This is a genomic window from Sphingomonas sp. LR59 (genome assembly GCF_036855945.1).
Classification (GTDB): Bacteria; Pseudomonadota; Alphaproteobacteria; order Sphingomonadales; family Sphingomonadaceae; genus Sphingomonas.
Window position 1 is genome coordinate 3,146,324 of sequence record NZ_JASPFL010000001.1, and the last position, 18,172, is coordinate 3,164,495.

General features: G+C 60.7%; 15 protein-coding genes. 9 read left to right on the plus strand and 6 right to left on the minus strand.

Annotated elements, in window-relative coordinates; translation table 11 throughout:
• Positions 1–22: 22 nt before the first annotated feature.
• The 5 genes from QP164_RS14675 to QP164_RS14695 all read left to right on the plus strand — a co-directional run bounded on the left by QP164_RS14675 (position 23) and on the right by QP164_RS14695 (position 8,391).
• The gene (locus tag QP164_RS14675; RefSeq protein WP_056501214.1) at positions 23–2,329 is read left to right on the plus strand and encodes a hypothetical protein; all 2,307 of its coding nucleotides are present in this window, start codon (positions 23–25) and stop codon (positions 2,327–2,329) included.
• Positions 2,330–2,355: 26 nt separating this feature from the next.
• Positions 2,356–3,564 (plus strand): ATP-binding protein, encoded by a 1,209-nt coding sequence (locus QP164_RS14680; protein ID WP_333923611.1) that lies wholly within the window; start codon positions 2,356–2,358, stop codon positions 3,562–3,564.
• A 4-nt stretch (positions 3,565–3,568) separates the two neighbouring features.
• Positions 3,569–5,419: a TniQ family protein gene (locus QP164_RS14685; RefSeq protein WP_333923612.1), complete on the plus strand. Its 1,851-nt coding sequence runs from the start codon at positions 3,569–3,571 to the stop codon at positions 5,417–5,419.
• Between the two features lie 181 nt (positions 5,420–5,600).
• The gene (locus QP164_RS14690) at positions 5,601–7,502 is read left to right on the plus strand and encodes a DUF4209 domain-containing protein (RefSeq protein WP_333923613.1); all 1,902 of its coding nucleotides are present in this window, start codon (positions 5,601–5,603) and stop codon (positions 7,500–7,502) included.
• Positions 7,503–7,518: 16 nt separating this feature from the next.
• Positions 7,519–8,391, plus strand: coding sequence for a bacteriophage abortive infection AbiH family protein (locus QP164_RS14695; RefSeq protein WP_056399427.1), 873 nt, complete (start codon positions 7,519–7,521; stop codon positions 8,389–8,391).
• On the opposite strand, the gene QP164_RS14700 is transcribed toward QP164_RS14695, so the two are convergent.
• Positions 8,388–9,380, minus strand: a complete 993-nt coding sequence (locus QP164_RS14700; RefSeq protein ID WP_056501217.1) for a DUF4238 domain-containing protein — start codon at positions 9,378–9,380, stop codon at positions 8,388–8,390. The two genes, QP164_RS14695 and QP164_RS14700, sit on opposite strands and share 4 nt — an antisense overlap.
• A 515-nt stretch (positions 9,381–9,895) precedes the next feature.
• Here QP164_RS14700 and QP164_RS14705 point away from each other — a divergent pair.
• The 3 genes from QP164_RS14705 to QP164_RS14715 all read left to right on the plus strand — a co-directional run bounded on the left by QP164_RS14705 (position 9,896) and on the right by QP164_RS14715 (position 12,751).
• On the plus strand, positions 9,896–10,111 hold the full coding sequence (locus QP164_RS14705) for a hypothetical protein (protein WP_333923614.1): 216 nt from the start codon (positions 9,896–9,898) through the stop codon (positions 10,109–10,111).
• 27 nt (positions 10,112–10,138) lie between these two features.
• A protein-coding gene (locus QP164_RS14710; RefSeq protein ID WP_333922098.1) for an IS3 family transposase occupies positions 10,139–11,303 on the plus strand; the annotation gives its coding sequence in 2 pieces (ribosomal slippage) (positions 10,139–10,395 and positions 10,394–11,303; 1,167 coding nt in all).
• 329 nt (positions 11,304–11,632) lie between these two features.
• On the plus strand, positions 11,633–12,751 hold the full coding sequence (locus QP164_RS14715; protein ID WP_333923615.1) for a hypothetical protein: 1,119 nt from the start codon (positions 11,633–11,635) through the stop codon (positions 12,749–12,751).
• A 128-nt stretch (positions 12,752–12,879) separates the two neighbouring features.
• On the opposite strand, the gene QP164_RS14720 is transcribed toward QP164_RS14715, so the two are convergent.
• Complete coding sequence (locus QP164_RS14720) at positions 12,880–13,587, minus strand: hypothetical protein (protein ID WP_333923616.1); 708 nt, start codon at positions 13,585–13,587, stop codon at positions 12,880–12,882.
• A 112-nt stretch (positions 13,588–13,699) separates the two neighbouring features.
• On the opposite strand from QP164_RS14720, the gene QP164_RS14725 reads away from it, so the two are divergent.
• The gene (locus QP164_RS14725) at positions 13,700–13,912 is read left to right on the plus strand and encodes a helix-turn-helix domain-containing protein (protein ID WP_333923617.1); all 213 of its coding nucleotides are present in this window, start codon (positions 13,700–13,702) and stop codon (positions 13,910–13,912) included.
• Between the two features lie 502 nt (positions 13,913–14,414).
• Here QP164_RS14725 and QP164_RS14730 read toward each other — a convergent pair.
• The 4 genes from QP164_RS14730 to QP164_RS19885 form a co-directional block, all read right to left on the minus strand.
• Complete coding sequence (locus QP164_RS14730; protein ID WP_333923619.1) at positions 14,415–15,557, minus strand: hypothetical protein; 1,143 nt, start codon at positions 15,555–15,557, stop codon at positions 14,415–14,417.
• Positions 15,524–16,204 (minus strand): recombinase family protein, encoded by a 681-nt coding sequence (locus QP164_RS14735; protein WP_333923620.1) that lies wholly within the window; start codon positions 16,202–16,204, stop codon positions 15,524–15,526. Before QP164_RS14735 ends, QP164_RS14730 begins: the two co-directional genes overlap by 34 nt.
• Before the next feature lie 147 nt (positions 16,205–16,351).
• Positions 16,352–17,065, minus strand: a complete 714-nt coding sequence (locus QP164_RS14740) for a hypothetical protein (RefSeq protein WP_333923621.1) — start codon at positions 17,063–17,065, stop codon at positions 16,352–16,354.
• Between the two features lie 86 nt (positions 17,066–17,151).
• Positions 17,152–17,892: a DUF6998 domain-containing protein gene (locus tag QP164_RS19885; RefSeq protein ID WP_443027445.1), complete on the minus strand. Its 741-nt coding sequence runs from the start codon at positions 17,890–17,892 to the stop codon at positions 17,152–17,154.
• Between the last annotated feature and the right edge of the window lie 280 nt (positions 17,893–18,172).

The following is an 18,172-nucleotide window of genomic DNA, read 5'->3' on the forward strand; positions in this document are numbered from 1 at the left end:
CGCTGTGAGCACTCTGACCAGGATGATCGGCTCGCTGTTCGTCGCGGATGGGCGCGAGTGCGTCTATCGCGGTTCCGCGATCAACGGCCGACACATGGTCGGGGACGGCGCGGGCTGGATGTTCGAGATGCCCGATCCGGTCACCGGCATGCCGATGTGGCCGACGACGGCCCAGTTCATCGACGCCATGGCGACCAAGCGCCTCGTCCTGCGCTCGGACCCGCTCCAGAGCGCCGTGCGCAACCGTGCCCGGCGCAAGGAGATGACGCGGGAAGATCTCGTCAAGGCACAGACGAAGGACGGTTCGAAGAGGCTGCGCGACCGTTGGTTCACGCTTCGCGAGGACGCCATCAAGAAGTGGCACGCGGGCGACGGATGCGCTCTCAGCAAACGCGGCATCGATGCCTGGTTCGAGGACAATTACGACGTCGCGGCGCTGAAGGCGGAATATGGCCGCCTGCCCAGCGACACGACCTTTCGCACCTGGGTTCGCACCCGCGGCCTTCCGAACGACTACCGGCCCGCCGACTTCGCGTCGGAGAGCGGGCTTGGTCCGCGTCGCCGCAAGATCGACCCCGTCGTCCTCGCGATCATCAGACACTGGGCGCTGAGCTTTCACTCCAAGCCCAAGCAGTTCGTCAACACCTACTTCCGCAAGGCCAAGGACGACGTCGAGCGCTACGTGCTCGGCAAACCGCTGGAGATGTTCCAGTTCCAGGAGGCGCTCGCCAAGCCGGCGAAGAAGAAGAAGATGTGCACGCGGCGCATCTTCACCAACGAGGTCGGGAAGGCGAAGAGCGCCAAGGGTCTGGGCATCGCCTACAACCAGGCGGCGGCTCGACAGCGGTACGGCGGCGGTGGTGTGGCCCAGGAGCCGACGCGCTTCCTGGAATACGTCCAGATCGACGACACCCCGTTCCCGATGGTCTTCGTCATCGATGCGGTGCGCCGCTTTCCCGTGGGCGTTCCGACCGTCACCATCGCGCTCGACGTCTTCACGCGGGCGATCGTCGGATGGGACATCTCGTTCGATCCGCCCGGCCACGCGACGTACATGCGGACGCTGCTCAGCATCGCCACCCCGAAGCGGATTCCCGAGGGGTTCGAAACCTTTCCGGACCTGGCCGAAGTAGGCGGCAAGATCGTCGGTCACGCCGTCCTCGACCACGCAAAGCACCAGACCGCGCGTTCTGCCCAGGATGCGGGCGGCGACATCGGCCAGGCGGTCAGGGCCGCCGGCAGCAAGGAGCCGACCCACAAGCCGCACGTCGAAAGTTGCATCGGCACGCTCGAGAACATCCTGCGCGAGATGCTTCCGGGTGGCACCTGGGACATTCCGCTGATGCGGGAGTTCGATTACGATCCGTCAAAGCAGGCGATCGTGACAATCGAGCAGTTCCGGTCGATCTTCGCCATGGTCGTGGCGAAATACCACACCCACGATCACTCGGGTCATGGCGAGCGCCCGCCGCTCGACGTCTGGACTGAGCAGCGCAACGCCCACGGGCTCGACTGGGTCTACGACATCGATCAGTTCGAGCGCGCCATCGGCAACGTCTACTACCCCAGCTTCCGCGGCGCGGGCGCGGTGATCGAGGGCCTGAGCTACGGCGGCGACGACACCGACGAGCGCTACCCGTATTCCAACGTCGAGATCCTGCACCATCTGGCACTAGCCCGGGGTACGTCGTCGCAGACCAAGAAGCCGACCTACAAGAACGTCAAGATCAAGGTCGACCCGAACGACATCGGTCGCGCATGGCTTTTCGACGAGCATCTGGTCACCTACGTCCCGATCCCCTGCACGATGCGCCGTTACTCCGATGGACTGCCGCTCTGGCTGCATCTGAAGATCAAGGCCTTCGCCAAGGCGCGCGGCCTCGCGTTCGCCGAGGAGAACGACATGCTCTCCGTGCGCGAGAGGTTCGTCAAGGAGGTCGATGCCGTCCTTCCAGCCGCCGGGGTGGCCGATCGCCACGCGGCCGCCCGGCTCGCCGATTCCACCGAGGGACGCGCCTATCTGGGCGATTCCGTCGAGGTGCTGCGCGTCGCCGGATCGGTTTCGGGGATGGAGAGCAGGATCATGCACGACCTGCGGACCAACACCCGCGGCGACGCCACCCGGATCGCGCCGCGCTCGTCGAACCGTGGTGGCGCCAACGCTGGCGGAAAGCGCGATCGGCGCGGGACCCCGGCACCCAACCAGGACCAACCCGAGACCACCCCGGCCCAGCAGGAGAGGCAGGACCGGGAGGACGCCGCCTACCTCGCCCGCAGGCTGGACCCGGGCGGGTCGGACGCCGGCCACCAGTGGCAGGGCTACAAGTGAACGACAACGTGAAGGGAAGGACGACGATGACCGACGCCTCGAAGAAGAGTCAATCCGCATCCGACGCAGCCCTGCCGGACGCAGCACCCCCGCCGCCCCGTCGACGCACCCGCTCCAACACAATGCCATCAAAAAATGGCACTAGGAGTCGCGCGTCGAGTGCCGGGGTCATGCGGTGCGTAGAGCCGGACGAGAATGCCGTCGACGATTGCGTCACCGGCGAAGAGCCGACGCCGAACATGTCGTCGGATCTCACCTCCGTGTCGACGGAAGCGGCGCCGGCGCAACCGGCCTTGCCCGCGACTCCTGCGGTCCCGGTAACCGCTCCATCATCCCTGGCCCAGATCGCAGGAGAGGGCATGGCGGCGTTCGAGAACATCGTCCTGCCGACGCCGGCACAGGTCGAGTGCATCCGCCAGATGGACACGCTGCGCATCATGGGCCTGTCGCAGCCCGCCGGCCAGCAGCGCCGTGCGTTCCGCTACCTGAACCAGTCCGGCTCGGGGAAGAGCACGTGCGCCAAGCTGCTCAAGCGGCACGTCGAAGGCCAGCCTGGCAGGGATCCGCGGAAGAAGCCGATTCTCCACGTGACGCTGTCGACCACGGGAACGCCGAAAAGCCTGGCCACGTCGATCCTCAACGAGGTCGGTGACGGCTACTCCACCCGCGGCGAGGCGGAACTGCTGCTCGAGCGCGTCAAGACCGCGCTCAACGAGCTCGAGGTCGAGCTCCTCGTCATCGACGAGCTGAACCACTTCAAGCAGAAGCACCTCGCCGAGGACGCCGCGAACACCATCAAGAACATCCTGACCATGGGATGGGTGCCGATCGTCCTGATGGGCACGACGGACGCGCAGACGCTCTTCACCCGCAACCGTGAGCTCAAGAACCGTTGCCTCCCGCAGGTCGTCCTGCAGCCGTTCGTCCACACCGACGCGGGCAGTCGCGAGGTATGGACGCAGTTCCTCCACCAGATCGACCTGGAGCTGGTCGGTCGGGGTGTCATGAAGGAACTGTCCGGGCTGGGTGAGCCCACGCTGGCGAAGGACCTCTGCGAGGCGAGCAACGGCCTGATCGGCGAGTTCCACAACATCGTCCTAGCCGCGCTCGAGGCGACGCTGCTCGCGGGGGAGCGGTTCATCGGCCATGCCCGCCTCATGGCCGCCATCGACGCCTGGTGCATCCAGGACGGCACCATCGACCACAACCCGCTCCGCCTGCGCGTGGGCGGCTGACGCGATGCCCGGCCCCGTCCTCCTACGCGTCGCGCCGATCGCCGGCGAAAGCCTGATGAGCCTCGCCACGCGCGCCGCGGTCCGCAACGTCCTGCCCTCGTCGCACGTCATCCTCGAGCAGGTCGGGGCACCGCACGCGCAGAACCCAACCGCCGCAATCGCCCCTTCGCTGGACAGGGGCCTGCTCGCGCACATCCTCAGGGTGCCACTCGAGGAGGTGGTCGATCGCTATCACCCGTCCGCGAACGACCCGGGCTTCATCGAGTTCTTCGGCGCCGCCGTCCGCGTCGACGAGATGACGTTCCGGCGCCGCCGCTTCTCGCCGGCGAGCATCGGCATCAGCCCGCACGTCCGGGCGCTCTGGTCGCTGATGATGGTGCCGTGCTGCACGGAGACCTGGGAATACCTCGTCGATGCATGCACCTGCGGGACGGTGCAGGGTTGGCGGCAGGCGTGGAGCCTCCATCGCTGCGACCGCTGCAACACCCGGTTGGACAGGCAGCCGGCCGATGTGGTGGACGGTCCGCTGCGCGATGGGCTTGGCTTCCTCATCGGCCTGCTCGATCCGGACCGGGACCGCCGCGACGCCGCCCGCGCGATGCTGCCGCCCGCTCTCGCCGAATGGGACGGCGGCATGGCCTTCGAGCTCGCGCTGGCGCTGCTGCCGCTGTCCCCGACGGGGTATCGCCTGAAGCGCGGCGCGGCCATCCCGTCCGGTGACCGCAGCCGGTACGCGACCGCGGTGGCAGAGGCGGCGGGCCTCGTCCGCAGGTGGCCGGACTCCCTCGTCCCGGCTCTCCAGGCGGCGGTCGCGACCCGCTCGAGGTCGCGCGCCAATGTCCGTTATACCGGCACCGCGGACTACATCCCGGCGCTGGCCAGCGACATCCTGCCGCCGACCGTCCGCACCGCCATCGAGGACGCGTTGGCCCCAATCACGGCGGAATCCGGCGGGACGCCGGCCGGACAGATCGGGATGATGGACGCGGCGGCGCTGATGGGCCGGCCGCTCCAGGTCCTCGCGCCCGCGCGGCGCGACGGTCACCTGCAGACCCGCATCTGCATCCGCGCCAACCGCGTCTTTCCGACCCTCGATCGGGCGGAAGTGGACCACATCCACGACTTCGCCGCCAACCGCATCAGTGCGGAGAAGGTCTCGGATAGCCTCGACCTGCCGGCCTACGCCATCACCCAGATCGCAGACGCGCGCCGCATATCGGTCGCTGACCACCCCTACGTCATCGCCCACTACGTCGATCCGCAGCTGCACCGGGCGGAGTTCGCCCGCTTCAAGGCCACACTGCGGGCGGCGGCGCTCCCGATGGTCGTGGATCCAGAAGCCTCCGCCGCTGCGCCGGATGGCGGCACGCCTCTCGTCAGCCCAATCGCCGACCCGATCGCGCTCCACCGCGCCGCCCGCGCCATCGGTGGCGGCTTCAAGCCTTGGGGCGTCATCGTAGATCGCCTCCTGGTCGGCACGATCCCGTTCACCGCCACCGGGGATCGCATCGGCAGAATCGCGGTAAGTGCGAGGGACGCTTGTTCGTTGCGCACGCTGCCGTCCGCCCCGCCTACCATCCTGCCGCCGACATGCTCGCAGCGCGACGCCCTTGAGATCCTCAACCTGCCCGGCAAGCACGCCCACCTTCTGAAAGAGTTCGCCGACGCCGACGACGGCTGGGAAATGGATTGGGACAAGGTGCTGACGCTCGCGGCGACGCGCATCACCCTGACCGAACTGTGCGCGCGCACCGGGGTGAATGGCGTGAGGTTGGAGAAGCGGCTGGAGGAGGACGGTTGTCCGCGCCTTGATCGGTTCGGGTGGTGGCGGGATGAGGTGCTCGCCGCGATCTAGCTCAGGCTCCGGGACAGAGCGACGCCGCGATGCGCACGTGCCGCTCTTCTTGCCTCGACGCGCCAGCATCTGACAGCGTCAACCCGCGGCCGAGCGAAGTGAGCCTCTGCCGCGGCGGCCTATCACAGCGCCAGAGGGTCGGGCAGACTGCTGTCCGATAAACCAGAACAGGCTGCCCCCAATGGACGACAACACAATGCTTGATAACGAGGGTTCTCCCGATGTTCGGGAGCAGGCGCTCATCGAGCCGGTGTCGATCGACGACTTGGAAGCCGTTGATCTCAACGCGATCACAGCTGACGTCAGGCGCCTCGATCGCCACGTCCTGGTAGACCTGTTCCGATCCGAGTTGATGACCACCCTCGAGAACGCAGATCCGGTCCGCGAACGAGTTCTTCGACTGACGGCGAACCTGGTCGGGCTTCACCTTCGGGTCGAAGCGGAGGGCGATCCGTTCGGCGTGCAGTGGCAGAGCGCGACGCGGCGCACCGCCCTCCCGCACGACTTCAGTGGAGACCAGAGCGAGGTCCTAGCTACATACGCCCCCAGGATCCTGCATCCCACGCTCCGCGCCCGCTTCGCCGACATCGCCTACGAAACGGGCGTCCGCCGCGCCGGCCGCACGGCGATCGAGGCCTATTGCGAGATCGTCCACCGCCTCGCCGATGGCACGGCCGAGCACCAGTTCCCCGACATCGGCACGCGCGCCATGGACTGCGTCAAACCGCTCGAGCGCTGCTTCATGATCAACTCCCGGATCGCCAAGCGCTTCACCTACGTCGAACCGATGGAGGAGACGCTGCGCCTCGCGTTCCGGTACGCGATCGAGGAACGTGCCTTCTTCCCCCTCGCGCAGATCGGCAGGCGGGTGCTTCACACGAAGGTGATCCCGGCCGACGAGGTCGCCGGAGCGGTTGCCGATCTGGCCGGCAACGCACTACCTGAGGACTACCAGCTGGCCGTCAAGGAATGCTGGACGCTGGCAGCCGAGGCCTTCTCACAGGCCGGTGACGTCGATGGCAGCCGCGACGCATCGATCAACGCGATCGAGCAGACGCTCGCGATGGCGGATACCGTCTCGCAGAGCTCCGCGAAGGCGCACTGGGTCAAGGAGGCGCTCCGCGAGTTCCGAGGACTGGGTGACGCCAAGGACCGCGTCACGAAATTACGAAGGCGTCTTCGCGAGCTGCAGGACCAGGCCATGGATGAGGTCCATGGCATCGAGATGCCGCTCGACGGGATCGCGGAGGTGCGCGATCGCACCTACGAGCAGTTCAACGCACTCGGACTATCGGATGCGCTCCGCGACATCGCCGGCTTCTCGGCTCCGGACGACGTGGGGGCGCTCAAGTCCGCGGTTCTGCAACAGGCCCGTGACTTCCCCCTCTCCAACCTGTTCGCATCGAGCTACGCCGATAGCGAAGGCCGCGAGATAGCCAGGGGCCCGTCACTCGACTTCGCGGACGAGCCGACCGAAGCCTGGTATAAGGAGCATGGCATCAGGCATCTCGAGATCGTGCGCCGCTTCCGCGTGCATGGGAACATCGAGCCGGCCCGCCGTTCCGTAGTGGAGCGCTTTTCCATCAACGAGCAGCACATGCTCCCCATCGTCCAGCTGAGCGGTCTCATCCCGGCGGGACATCATCACATATTCTCGATCGGGTTCGCCCGGCTATGGCAGGGTGATTACGTCACGGCGGGACATCTGCTCTTCCCCCAGGTCGAGAACTCGCTCCGCCATCTTCTCAAGTTGCACGGGCACGACTCTTCGAAGATCGAGGAGGACGGCATCGAGGGAGATCGTTCGCTCAGCGTGCTGCTCACGACCTTCCGGCGCCAGCTGGAAGCAATACTGGGCGAGAAGCTCGTCTGGGAGATGGACAGCCTCCTGAACTTCCGGCCGGGACCGGCGCTTCGAAACGAGCTTGCCCACGGCAAGATGCATTGGAACCGCTTCTTCAGCGATGAGGCGATAATGGCCTGCTGGCTAATCTACCTTCTCGTCATCTTACCGATCAGTCCTCATTGGGAGACTCATGTTGCTCCAGCATTGAGATCGATGTCATCTTCATCGCAGATTTGAAAGCGAGCGACTCCATATGGCATGTCGCCTTTACATCATCGGTAACGGCTTCGACCTCCACCACGGCATTCCATCCGCTTATGGCGAGTTCGCCAAATATCTGCGTGACGCTGATCCCACCGTCTATAGACTGGTGGACGAACACTTCTCAGTCGACGCTGCTTTCTGGGCAGAGTTTGAGACTCGATTGGCCGAGTTTGATGCCGACAACGCCATCGACTACGCCTCGCAGTTCCTCGACGACGAGGGGCACGGCGACTTCCAATACGAACTGGAGCAGATAGCCACCGGCCTGTCATCCGGCCTGCGTGGAAGATTTGCAGAATGGATCCGCGGCCTCCACATCCCGACGCTGCTGGAGGTCGACCGACCACTCGTCATCGATCGGTCCGCGATCTTCCTCAGCTTCAACTACACCACGACGCTGGAGCGGGTCTATGACGTGCCCCGCTCGAACATTCTCCACATCCACGGATACGCTGGCGACCCAACAGACTCGTTGATCCTCGGTCACGGTTGGGAACGTAGGCCCGAGGACAGTCTGAACTTTGCTCCGGTCGGCCCCGACGAAGATTGGCGGGTCCGCGATGGAATCGAATACGTGGATGGCTATTTTTCCGACACCTTCAAACCTACCGCCAAGCTGATCGAGCGGAATGCTCTATTCTTCGATAGCCTCTCGACGATCACCGACATCATAATCATGGGTCATGGTCTTGCCGAGGTCGATGAGGCCTACATTGAGGCGATCATGGAGCGGGTTGATCTAGCCACCACCCGTTGGACGATCAGCGTCTACGGCGATATGCAGGAACGGATGGCCCGCTTCGGAGCGTATGGGCTGCGGCCCGACCTCGTGCGATACCTTCCGCTCGACCAGTTCGACTAGGCGCCAGCGTCGTCCACGCGATCGTCAACCGGACGGTCCCGCACCCGACGCCACAACTCGCTTCCTGAGAAGGATCGAACGACGCGACCGGCATCGTTGATCGAGAAGTCGGCCTGGGCATAGACCTGACGCATGGCCGAGAAGAACATGGTCGAGTTCACGGCCGCGACCATCCGCTCGTCCACCACGCTCGATCCTGCGCCATCCTCGAAACTGCCGATCAGGGCGAGGTCGTGGCTGATGGGGAAGACGAGGGTCGTCTCGCTGCATCCCAGCCCGACACCGTAGGGACCACGGTTCATCGCCTCGTCGTTCCAGCGCAGCGAGAACGGGCGATCGGACGTCACGAAGCCGGCAGAACCCGGTGGCGCGATCAGTAACGTCCACTTCCGAGCCTCCAGCACCGGCAGGATCTCGGGCCAGAGCGCGATCTCCTGCTCGATGAGCGTCTCGCGAGCGGCCGTCGCAACAATGCCCCCGCTCTCCACGATCGCCCGCATCTCCTCATACGGGACCGGATCGCCGATCAGTTCGGCACCCGCCTGACGGGTCACCGCCTCCCAGCGCTCCGGAGTCGCCACCATGTTGCGCATCATCATGGAGCCCATGTCACTGATCAGCCTCCCGCGTTGACCGCGGAAGGACGGGTTCGAAAGCGCGATGCGGGCGATAAGCACTAGGACAAAGGAGAAGTCCTCGCGATCGTCGATAGAGCGTGAGGCGATGATGCGCCGGAAAGCCTGATCCGCATCCCCCTCGAACTTCGCAAGCTGGCTTTCCACGACGTTCGGGTCCTGGCCTTCGATATCGACCCGGTTGTAGTCGCGCTTGGCGGCCACGTTCCGAGGGCGGGTGACGAAGTTCTTCCGATCCTTCAGATCGAAGACGACGAGCTTGCCGTCCTTGGACCGCGGCTTGGCGAAGCCCTTCAGGTAGAATTGCGGGACGAAGTGGTGGTTGCGCGCACCTCCATCAGTGTCATTCGTCATCGGCTCAGGTCCCACACCCCGGAGCGGCAAGCCGGCGGATCGTCAGCATGATAGGACGCCCGACGGCAACGGGACATACCTGCCTAGCAACCGGGCTGGGCAACTGCCGCCGGTTGGACGCCGCAAACTTCGCCTAAGTAGCAAAAGCGAAGGCGCTAAGTAGCAATGTCAGGTAGGGTGGTGCCGCTTACAGGACTCGAACCTGTGACCCCCGCATTACGAAGACTCGGATGAACGACTAACTCCCCCAAATACCGTCGAATTTTATAGGGGTTTCACCCTGTATGACACTGACAGTGCTCACAATCTGTCCCGTCAAATTCCAACGATACGACGGAATGACAACCCGCTGAGCGGGCTTCACAATCGGCGGACAGACAACCTCGTTGTCTCATGTTCCCGTCGGCCGGACGGTCATCATATCAACCAACGGAGATATGATGATGACGGTACTTTCCTCACTGACAATGGTGGCGTCGGATCGAGCAGCAATGCGGGTCAGAGGAATTGGATCGATGCGGCAGAAGCTGATCGATCGAATTGGCGACCAGATCGAATTGGCAAAGGCTACCGAGGCCGGTCAGTCGTTCCAGCGGGTCAAATATCGCCGAGTCCGTGACATCGAGAGCGAACAAGTTTCCGAGTCCGTCGTGAAAACCCGTGTTCGTCCGTGGTGGACGGCAGATCCAGACGGTGACGTGACCCCCGTTTTTTCCTCCAGTTGGAGCTAGAGTCCGACCCCGGAAAGGGACGGACAGATGAAGCGGAAGCAGTTTTCGGAAGAGCAGATCATCGGCATCCTGAAGGAGGCCGAGGCGGGCGCGGTAGTGACGGACCTGTGCCGGCGGCACGGGATGTCGAGCGCGACGTATTACGCGTGGAAGGCCAAGTTCGGAGGGCTGGAGGTGTCCGACGCGAAGCGGCTGCGAGCGCTCGAGGAGGAGAACGCCCGGCTCAAGCGGCTGCTGGCGGATACGATGCTCGACAACGCGGGTCTGAAGGACCTGCTGTCAAAAAATGGTGACGCCTGCCGCGAAGCGGGAAGCGGTCGCGCATCTCCAGACGGCGCTGGGGATGAGCGAGCGGCGGGCGTGTGCTGTCGTCGGAGCGGATCGCAAGAGCATGCGGTACCGCTCGTGCCGGGGAGATGATGGCGACCTGCGGTCGCGATTGCGTGAGCTGGCGCAGCAGCGCCGGCGGTTCGGCTATCGGCGGCTGCACATCCTGCTGCGCCGGGACGGCATCACGATCAACCGCAAGAAGACCCAGCGGCTCTACCGCGAAGAGGGTTTGACGGTGCGTCGTCGCAAGGGACGCAAGCGTGCTGTCGGCGCGCGGGCGCCGGCCCCCGTGCTGGCGCTGCCCAACCAGCGCTGGAGCCTGGACTTCGTGCATGACCAGATGGCCACGGGGCGGCGGTTCCGCATCCTCAACATCGTCGACGACGTGACACGCGAGTGCTTGCGGGCGGTGCTCGACACCTCGATCTCGGGCAAGCGCGTGGTACGCGAACTCGCTAATCTGATCGCCGAGCGCGGTGCGCCCAAGATGATCGTCAGCGACAACGGGACCGAACTGACCTCGAACGCGGTGCTCGCGTGGTCGGGCGATGCCGGCGTCGAGTGGCACTATATCGCCCCGGGCAAGCCGACGCAGAACGGGTTCGTCGAGAGCTTCAACGGTCGCATGCGCGACGAGTTGCTGAACGAGACGCTGTTCTTCACCATCCGCCAGGCGCGCGCGATCCTCGCGCGCTGGGTCGACGACTACAACACTGAGCGGCCGCACTCCTCGCTCGGCTACGCCACACCAGCGGCCTTCGCCGCCGAACTCGAAAAGCAACGGGCGGGTTTAAACCCGCCCGTTGCTTCACCCGCGCTCCTGCGCGACAACAACGGTCGGTCTCTGGTTGCCGCTGGATGAAAAACGGGGGTCACGTCAACGGCTCGATCCTGCTGTGGATCAAATACGGAAATACGAACCTGGAATTGGCGAAGGGTAAGCCGGCCATTCGGATCACGAACCGGGACCAGCTTATTCCCACATTGGAGACGGTTCTGGAGGCGGTCAGGGCTGGAGAGCTCGACAAGCAAATTGAGGTCGCCGTAGCGGCGTTCAAAACACGCTTCTCAAAATAAGGCAGGCGGGGAGTGGCACCCGTCGCTCCCTTCCACATACATCGTTGACCGCGTCGATATGAAGGGTCAGTCATCACAGGTAGCAGGCAATCTTCTCTCCGTTCGGAATCGCAAATGCCCAATCTTTACAGCCGCCTCTTCACCTATCGTGAGCGGCCGGATCGAAGCCCACTTGAGGACTTTCTCACGGAGGGACTTGCAGATCTGCTAAACCGATTTCCCGAGGCTGTCGCTCGAAACGCCGCTCTCTTTCTGCTTTCGAATAACTTCCAGGCAATCGAAAATTTGAAAGCACGATGGCCGGTGGGCGCTAAGGTGGCTTGGACGACGCAAAAGATTGTCGATGGCGGACGAGTTCTCGATCTATTACTCGAAATCGACGGCACGCCCGTCATGGTCGTTGAGAATAAGATCGGCGCGGGTTTTCAGATCCACCAATCCGATTCACAACAGGACGCGGCCCCTGGCGGACAGCATCAACTTGCCACCTACGGACGCTGGCTAGAACGAGAGGCAGATGTAGACTGGGGAGGCGCATTAGTTCTCCTCACGCACTGGACGCCGGCTCCAGCTGATTTCGTACGCAGCGCTGAAACTTATGGAGCACGATATCGTAGCGTGATCCGATGGGCAGAGCTCTCACGCTGGCTCGAACGATGCGCGGCGAACGCTGAACACGAGGACACGGACTGGGGACGCCTCTCGAACGAATTAGTGTTTTTTCTTAAGGAGCGGAAAATGGATAGCGAATTAGCAACAGGGCACGATCTCGCCGCACTTCGGATTTACTTGGCGTCAGCAGATAGGGTGCGAAATTCGGTGGAGAGCATGTGGGAAGGCGCAAGATCCCTCTGGCGTCCAATATGCCAACAAACAGCGGTACCACTTGAGGTTTCGACGGCCTATGGTTGCGTTTGGAAGTACCGGTACCTATCCCGGTCGGACCTACGGAACAGTTACTTGGCTATTGGTATCAGATATCCGGATATTGGCAGTTACTCGGCCAGTTTTTCGCCCGACGGCGGACCATATTTGTTTGTCGAGTTGGGTTCTGACGATGGAGCCCCTGCGTTAAACAGTCTGGTGTTACCTAGCAGCTGGATAGTGGAGGAGGAAATGCGATTGGCGACGCTTCCATTAGGCGATTTGCCGTCGGACCCGGAGCTACAGGTTGCGGAAGGAGAAAAGTGGGTTCGGGATCGCTTAAACGAGGCGGCAAGCGCACTTTCTTAAATTCGATAATTTCTCCAGGGGCGCTCAGGTTCCTCGACAACCAGATCGTAGACGAATTGGGCAGTCCCTAGACCCGCATTAAAAGCGACTAAAGGGAGGGGTGTCCCCTCCCTTTACCAGCGTCCATTTCAATCAACCGGCGGAGAAAAGCCCTCTGTCAGATTGATCGATGACAGGGTTGGCCGCTCCCCGGCAGGCACCCTCGTTTTGGTCACCACGTCGTTAGACTGGGCGATGTTTCCAACTGTCTTTTCCACATTCCCTGTTGAATAGTTGATGCTTAAATTTTCGTAATCTCCGGTCCCACGCTCTTGGTTGACAGAGTCATATCCGATCAGCTGGAATTCCGAGTTCTGATATCTAAACGTAAAGGTTTCATTCGAGTTAGCAGTAGCGGTTCCTTCGACGTAGATCTGCAATGCCTTATTCTTGATAGTAATTGGATTATCGTTTGCCAGTGGATCCCTTCCGTCTTCAACGATAGGCAAAAACGTATCCGTGTTGGCAACCACCGATTTCGTACCATCAGCTTTTCCAAAGACGATCAGCAACCGGCGCGGGCCATCAACGGTGTTACCGGCGCGTTTGAGAATGATGACCTGATCCGGAACGCCGTCAGCGTTCAAATCGCCGCCGGCAGACCATTGGGTAGCCCATCCCTCCGGAACTACCGACGATGGTTCGAGCTGAGCTATCACCGCTGAGGTGTTGGTAGTCGCCGACGTATTCAAGACAGGCGGTGCGGCATCGTCGGATGTGTTGTCGGCTCTCGACGAATTTGAGCACGCCGACGCTGCCAAGACGAACGCCAAAGCGGTCAGATTGGATTTTAGCATTCACATTTCTCCTGTTCGATTGTCAGGATCAGGGGACAGCGATGCAGATGCAACAGGAATTTGACACGAATGGGGGACAGACGATAACCGGGACTTGCAGCCATGTCGGTGCATGGATTTGGTCCAACTCCTGGGTGAAAACGTGCGACGGCTCCGGAAGGAGCGCGGGCTATCACAGGAGGAGCTGGCGTTTCGAGCGGGGATGAAACGCAGCTATCTCAGCGATCTCGAGCGTGGAACGAGAAACCCTACCGTACGCGCTGTAGGCAGATTGGCACAGGCTTTGACGACAACCCCAGATCACCTGTTGCATAGAGATTTTTAGCCGTACAAACTCGGTCCCTACGGGGGGACATTATGAAACTACACGTTACACTATTCGGACTAATGGCCATGGCGATGCCAACGGGTTCGCAAGCCCAAGCATGGCGCGATTGTATCCCAAATTCGATCGGTCCTGGTGGCTGTGATAGCATTGGGCCTGGTGGCGGCAAATCGATCGGCCCGGGTGGCGGTCTATCGATCGGGCCTGACGGCGGGCAATCGATCGGTCCACGCGGCGGCCAGTCAATCGGCCCCGATGGTGGAAGATCGATAGGTCCCGGAGGTGGATTGAGCATCAACAGAGACCGTCGTTACGGACTCAACCCGAATACGGGTCGGCCTTACAAAAACGATGGAACGCAAGAAGATTGAGCACGGTATCTCGGCTGACCTTCACTACCGGCTTAGGTTTGGGGTCGCTGAGATTTGAGATTATTATTTCAATACATTGACTTAGAGGGTGAAAACCAACCCGCGAAAGTAGTTCCGAACCGGTACTAAATCTACCTCATGCTTTGCAGCACGTCGACGTTCATCTCGGCGGTCAGGTGCTTCGCATAGAAGCGATCGATCATCTCGACGCTGGTGCGAGCGTTCCTAGCAAGTGTGAGCAGGCACATGTCCTTGCCCTTTATGAGCCGGAACATGATCGCAGAATGACGAAGCGAGTACAGCGTGCGCGTCTCGCCCGACGTAGATTGGTACAGGTCGGCTGACCGCAGAACGACGCGCAGCTGACGACCGATCAACCGGAGGACGAAATCACGGTTCTGGTATTTCGGCATGAACACAAAATCGTCCGGCTTGCCGAACCCAGCGTCTTTCCCTGCCTTCAGCAGCGTTTCGTAAATAGGCACGGCGTTCGGCATTGAGACAACCGGTGTGTTGACGGTTTTGCTAAAATCGGTCGAAATCCGGAGGTACTGGGTTTCCCTCGTTCGGACGATCTCAACGTGTCGGTGGCGGAGCTGCTTGGCGTCGGAGGGACGCAGGAACGTGTTGACCGAGAACGTGCAGAACCGGCGCAGCTCGTCGGTGATCCGATATCCGTAGACCTTCGTTTCGAGATCCTCGTGGCGTTTGCACTCCTTCAGCAGAGACTGATATTCCGTGAGGGAGAACCACCCCCTCACCTTCTGCTTCAGGCTGACTTTGGGCATCAACGGAACGTGATCGATCGCACCGGCACGAGCGGCGGCTTGAAGAGTCTTACTAACGAGGACGAGGATCATCTTGATCGTCGCTGACGACAGATCCTTGTCCCGAAGCTCTTCAACGAATTCGTCCAAGACGACGGTCTTGATCCGGCGAACGTCGAGGTCGCCAAGCGGTTCTTCGCAATGGCATCGTAGAATGCGACGTTGATCGAGCGCTAAACGGGGGTTCTTCTCTCCGCGAGCAACTCTACGTTCGTCGGCGGCGATCACGTCCTCAGCGAACCGGCGGAACGAGTTATCACCTCGTACAGCCTTTGCGGCCGGCGTCAGCCTGTCCGATATAGCCTGTGCGTCGATCCGAGCCTTCCCGATATCGTCGGTCTTGAGCGACCGCGCGACCTGGCGGCCATCGTGGCGATAGCGGGCGTAGTAGAAGGGTGATCCGACTGCTTGGGTCAGCGTAACATTTCCGATCCTTTCCGTGAGCATGAGTGAGTTTCTCCGTGTGGTAAGCGCCGGACGACGTTTTTGACCGTCTCGGCATAAAACCGGCCTCCCTTCTTCGTGGGGATACCGAGCGTGTTGAGCTGGCGAGCAATCGCCGAATATGACTGTCCCTCGTCCACCAGCGGCTGGACAACGGACGCAAGCGAATGGGCATGGTCTATGGCTTGCTGGCGATGCTTGATCGCGAGGACCGATGCGTTGGCACCGAGGCGGACACCGCGCTTCTTCGCTTCAGCAAGAGCAAGGCAGGTTCGCTCGGATATCATGCGGCGCTCTTCCTGAGCGAGAGCAGCGAATATGTGGAGCTGGAAATCAGAGGCGTGCGGCATGTCGGCTACGACCAACCCGACACCCTGCTCCATGATCCCGGCGATGAAGCTGACTTTGCGGGAAAACCGATCGAGCTTGGCGATCAGCACTTTCGCTCCGAGACGTTTGGCGGCGGCGATAGCTTGCCACAGCACGGCCCGCGTGTCCGACTTCCCGGACTGGACCTCTACATAGTCCCCTAGAACCTGGTCATTGTCACCGATAAATCCGTCGACCAGCGACTTTTGTGCGGCCAGACCTAACCCTGACCGTCCCTGCGCGGCGGTCGATACTCGATAGTAGGCAACATACCGTGTCATTCGCTGGCTCCGTCAAAGGCAAACCTTGGTTTGTCGTGGACGGGTCCTTGATTGTTTCCATAATTTAAACAGTGTCTGGTACGACAATCAAGAATCTCGCAGACCGCGAAATATCTAAGTCAAGCAATCAGAAAACCGACTAATATATCAACCATTTTTCACAAATTTTATAGCTCGAGCGAATAACCAAATGAAGAACGATACCATAAGGAAAATAACAACGAAGATAGGATACGTTATAACTCTGTATAGGTTATAATCGGACTGTCGTTTATCGACTTCCTCGTTAATCGATGATTGTAGTTTATCGAGTTGCTTTTGCTCGTTACCGCTCAAGCGGTAAGTAACGGGCCCACCCCAATTTTCTCCGTAGCAATTAGAAACATACTCTCCGGGCACGCCCGTAAAGTTAAGGTTATTGCAAAAGAGGTTTAATTCTGAATTTAAAACCGCGGATTTGGTTGTAGAATCTGTTCCCAAATGGACGATTGCGCTCTGCCCCGCTAGCGACTGCATAGCTAACGCTGCGGACGCAGGACTTCCGTTAAATGGAAACGCACTTACGACCAAAGCATTTCCGAACGCTCGTCCTGATGCTTGGATAACATTTTGAAGAAACGCCTCTCCATCATATTTTCCGATATTTACCTCAAACCACCGAGGGTATTCACTTTTTACCGATTTATGAAGTGAACTATCGGGATCGCCAACCTCTCTACAGTTTTCTATTCCGAAGAATGGCGCACAGGTGATGTATGCATATTTCTCATATGGAAAGATCAATAGGGTAGATAGATAACCGAATAATAATAGAGGAATTAGCAAAACAATCAAAAGCCGCTTGAATTTACCTAGTGCCATGCCAACCTCGAAATATCTTAATACATAATGCTGTCATCGTTATTAGAATTTTTAACAGATCGCCAGCGGTAAGACAAAGTCTATAGTCAGCTCACCACGAGGAGTGACCTCAACCGTGACAAACTAATTCGACGCTGTCCGTTTTTCGCTATCGGACCGGCGGCGTCCCATGCTTGAGCGCCGGGCGCATCGTACACAATCTCAGCTTCTTCGGGACTGACGACTTTAAGAACGACCAAGCGATCGCATGTCGAATACATCGAGATGCTCTTGCCAGCTGTCATCTTGATTTGGACATCGCCTGCGGCATCGAAGGCGTCGTGAGCGGGCTGGGAGGGCGGATATAACGTCAGCCCTAGAGCCTCTGCAGCTACGACTTCGCCTATTGACCCCACGAGGTGACCATCGGGGGTAAATGGCCGACCGGGGTACAAAGCAGCCAACTCTTCGGTAGCTCGGTAAATTGCTGCGACGGGTGCTGGAAGCTTGACCCGCCTATTCACCGATGATGAACCGATCAAGCGTCGGACCGACTGGCGTCGCATCGAAAGGCACCATTTCGACGATTTCGCCAGCTGCTGTAATCCGATCGAGCTCAGCCCGATTCCCCCATTTCGCAAACTTTTTACATCGGCGGCATTCGACGCGAAATGCGTTATGGGTTTCAAGCGATTGCTCGATCCACCTTGTCCCCTCTCCGCAGGTGCAGCGCATTTGCATTCCAAACCCCTAAAGCTACGAGCGATCGGTGAAGCCGTATCGCGATTGAACCGCAGCGCAAAGGGATCAAAGTGACGGTCCGATGTTGACGAAGCTCGGCGGTGCATGCGCCTATCGGATGACAATCACAGTCGCTTGATCTCGCTTTAAACGATCTACCGAGGGCATGCGTGTTATTGAACCCTGCTCAAATATTTCAACAGACCGGAACGATGCAGCCTGCAACGCGCGGATCAGCTCGGCCTTCGTCTTTGGCCCAACGGTCTTCGACAGCATGCTCACGATCCACACTGATCAAACGACGAGAACGGCTTTACCCGACCTCCTGCACCGACCGACCACGTACGAGGCGAATCCGCTGGTGGCACCGATGCTCGCCCTTCAACC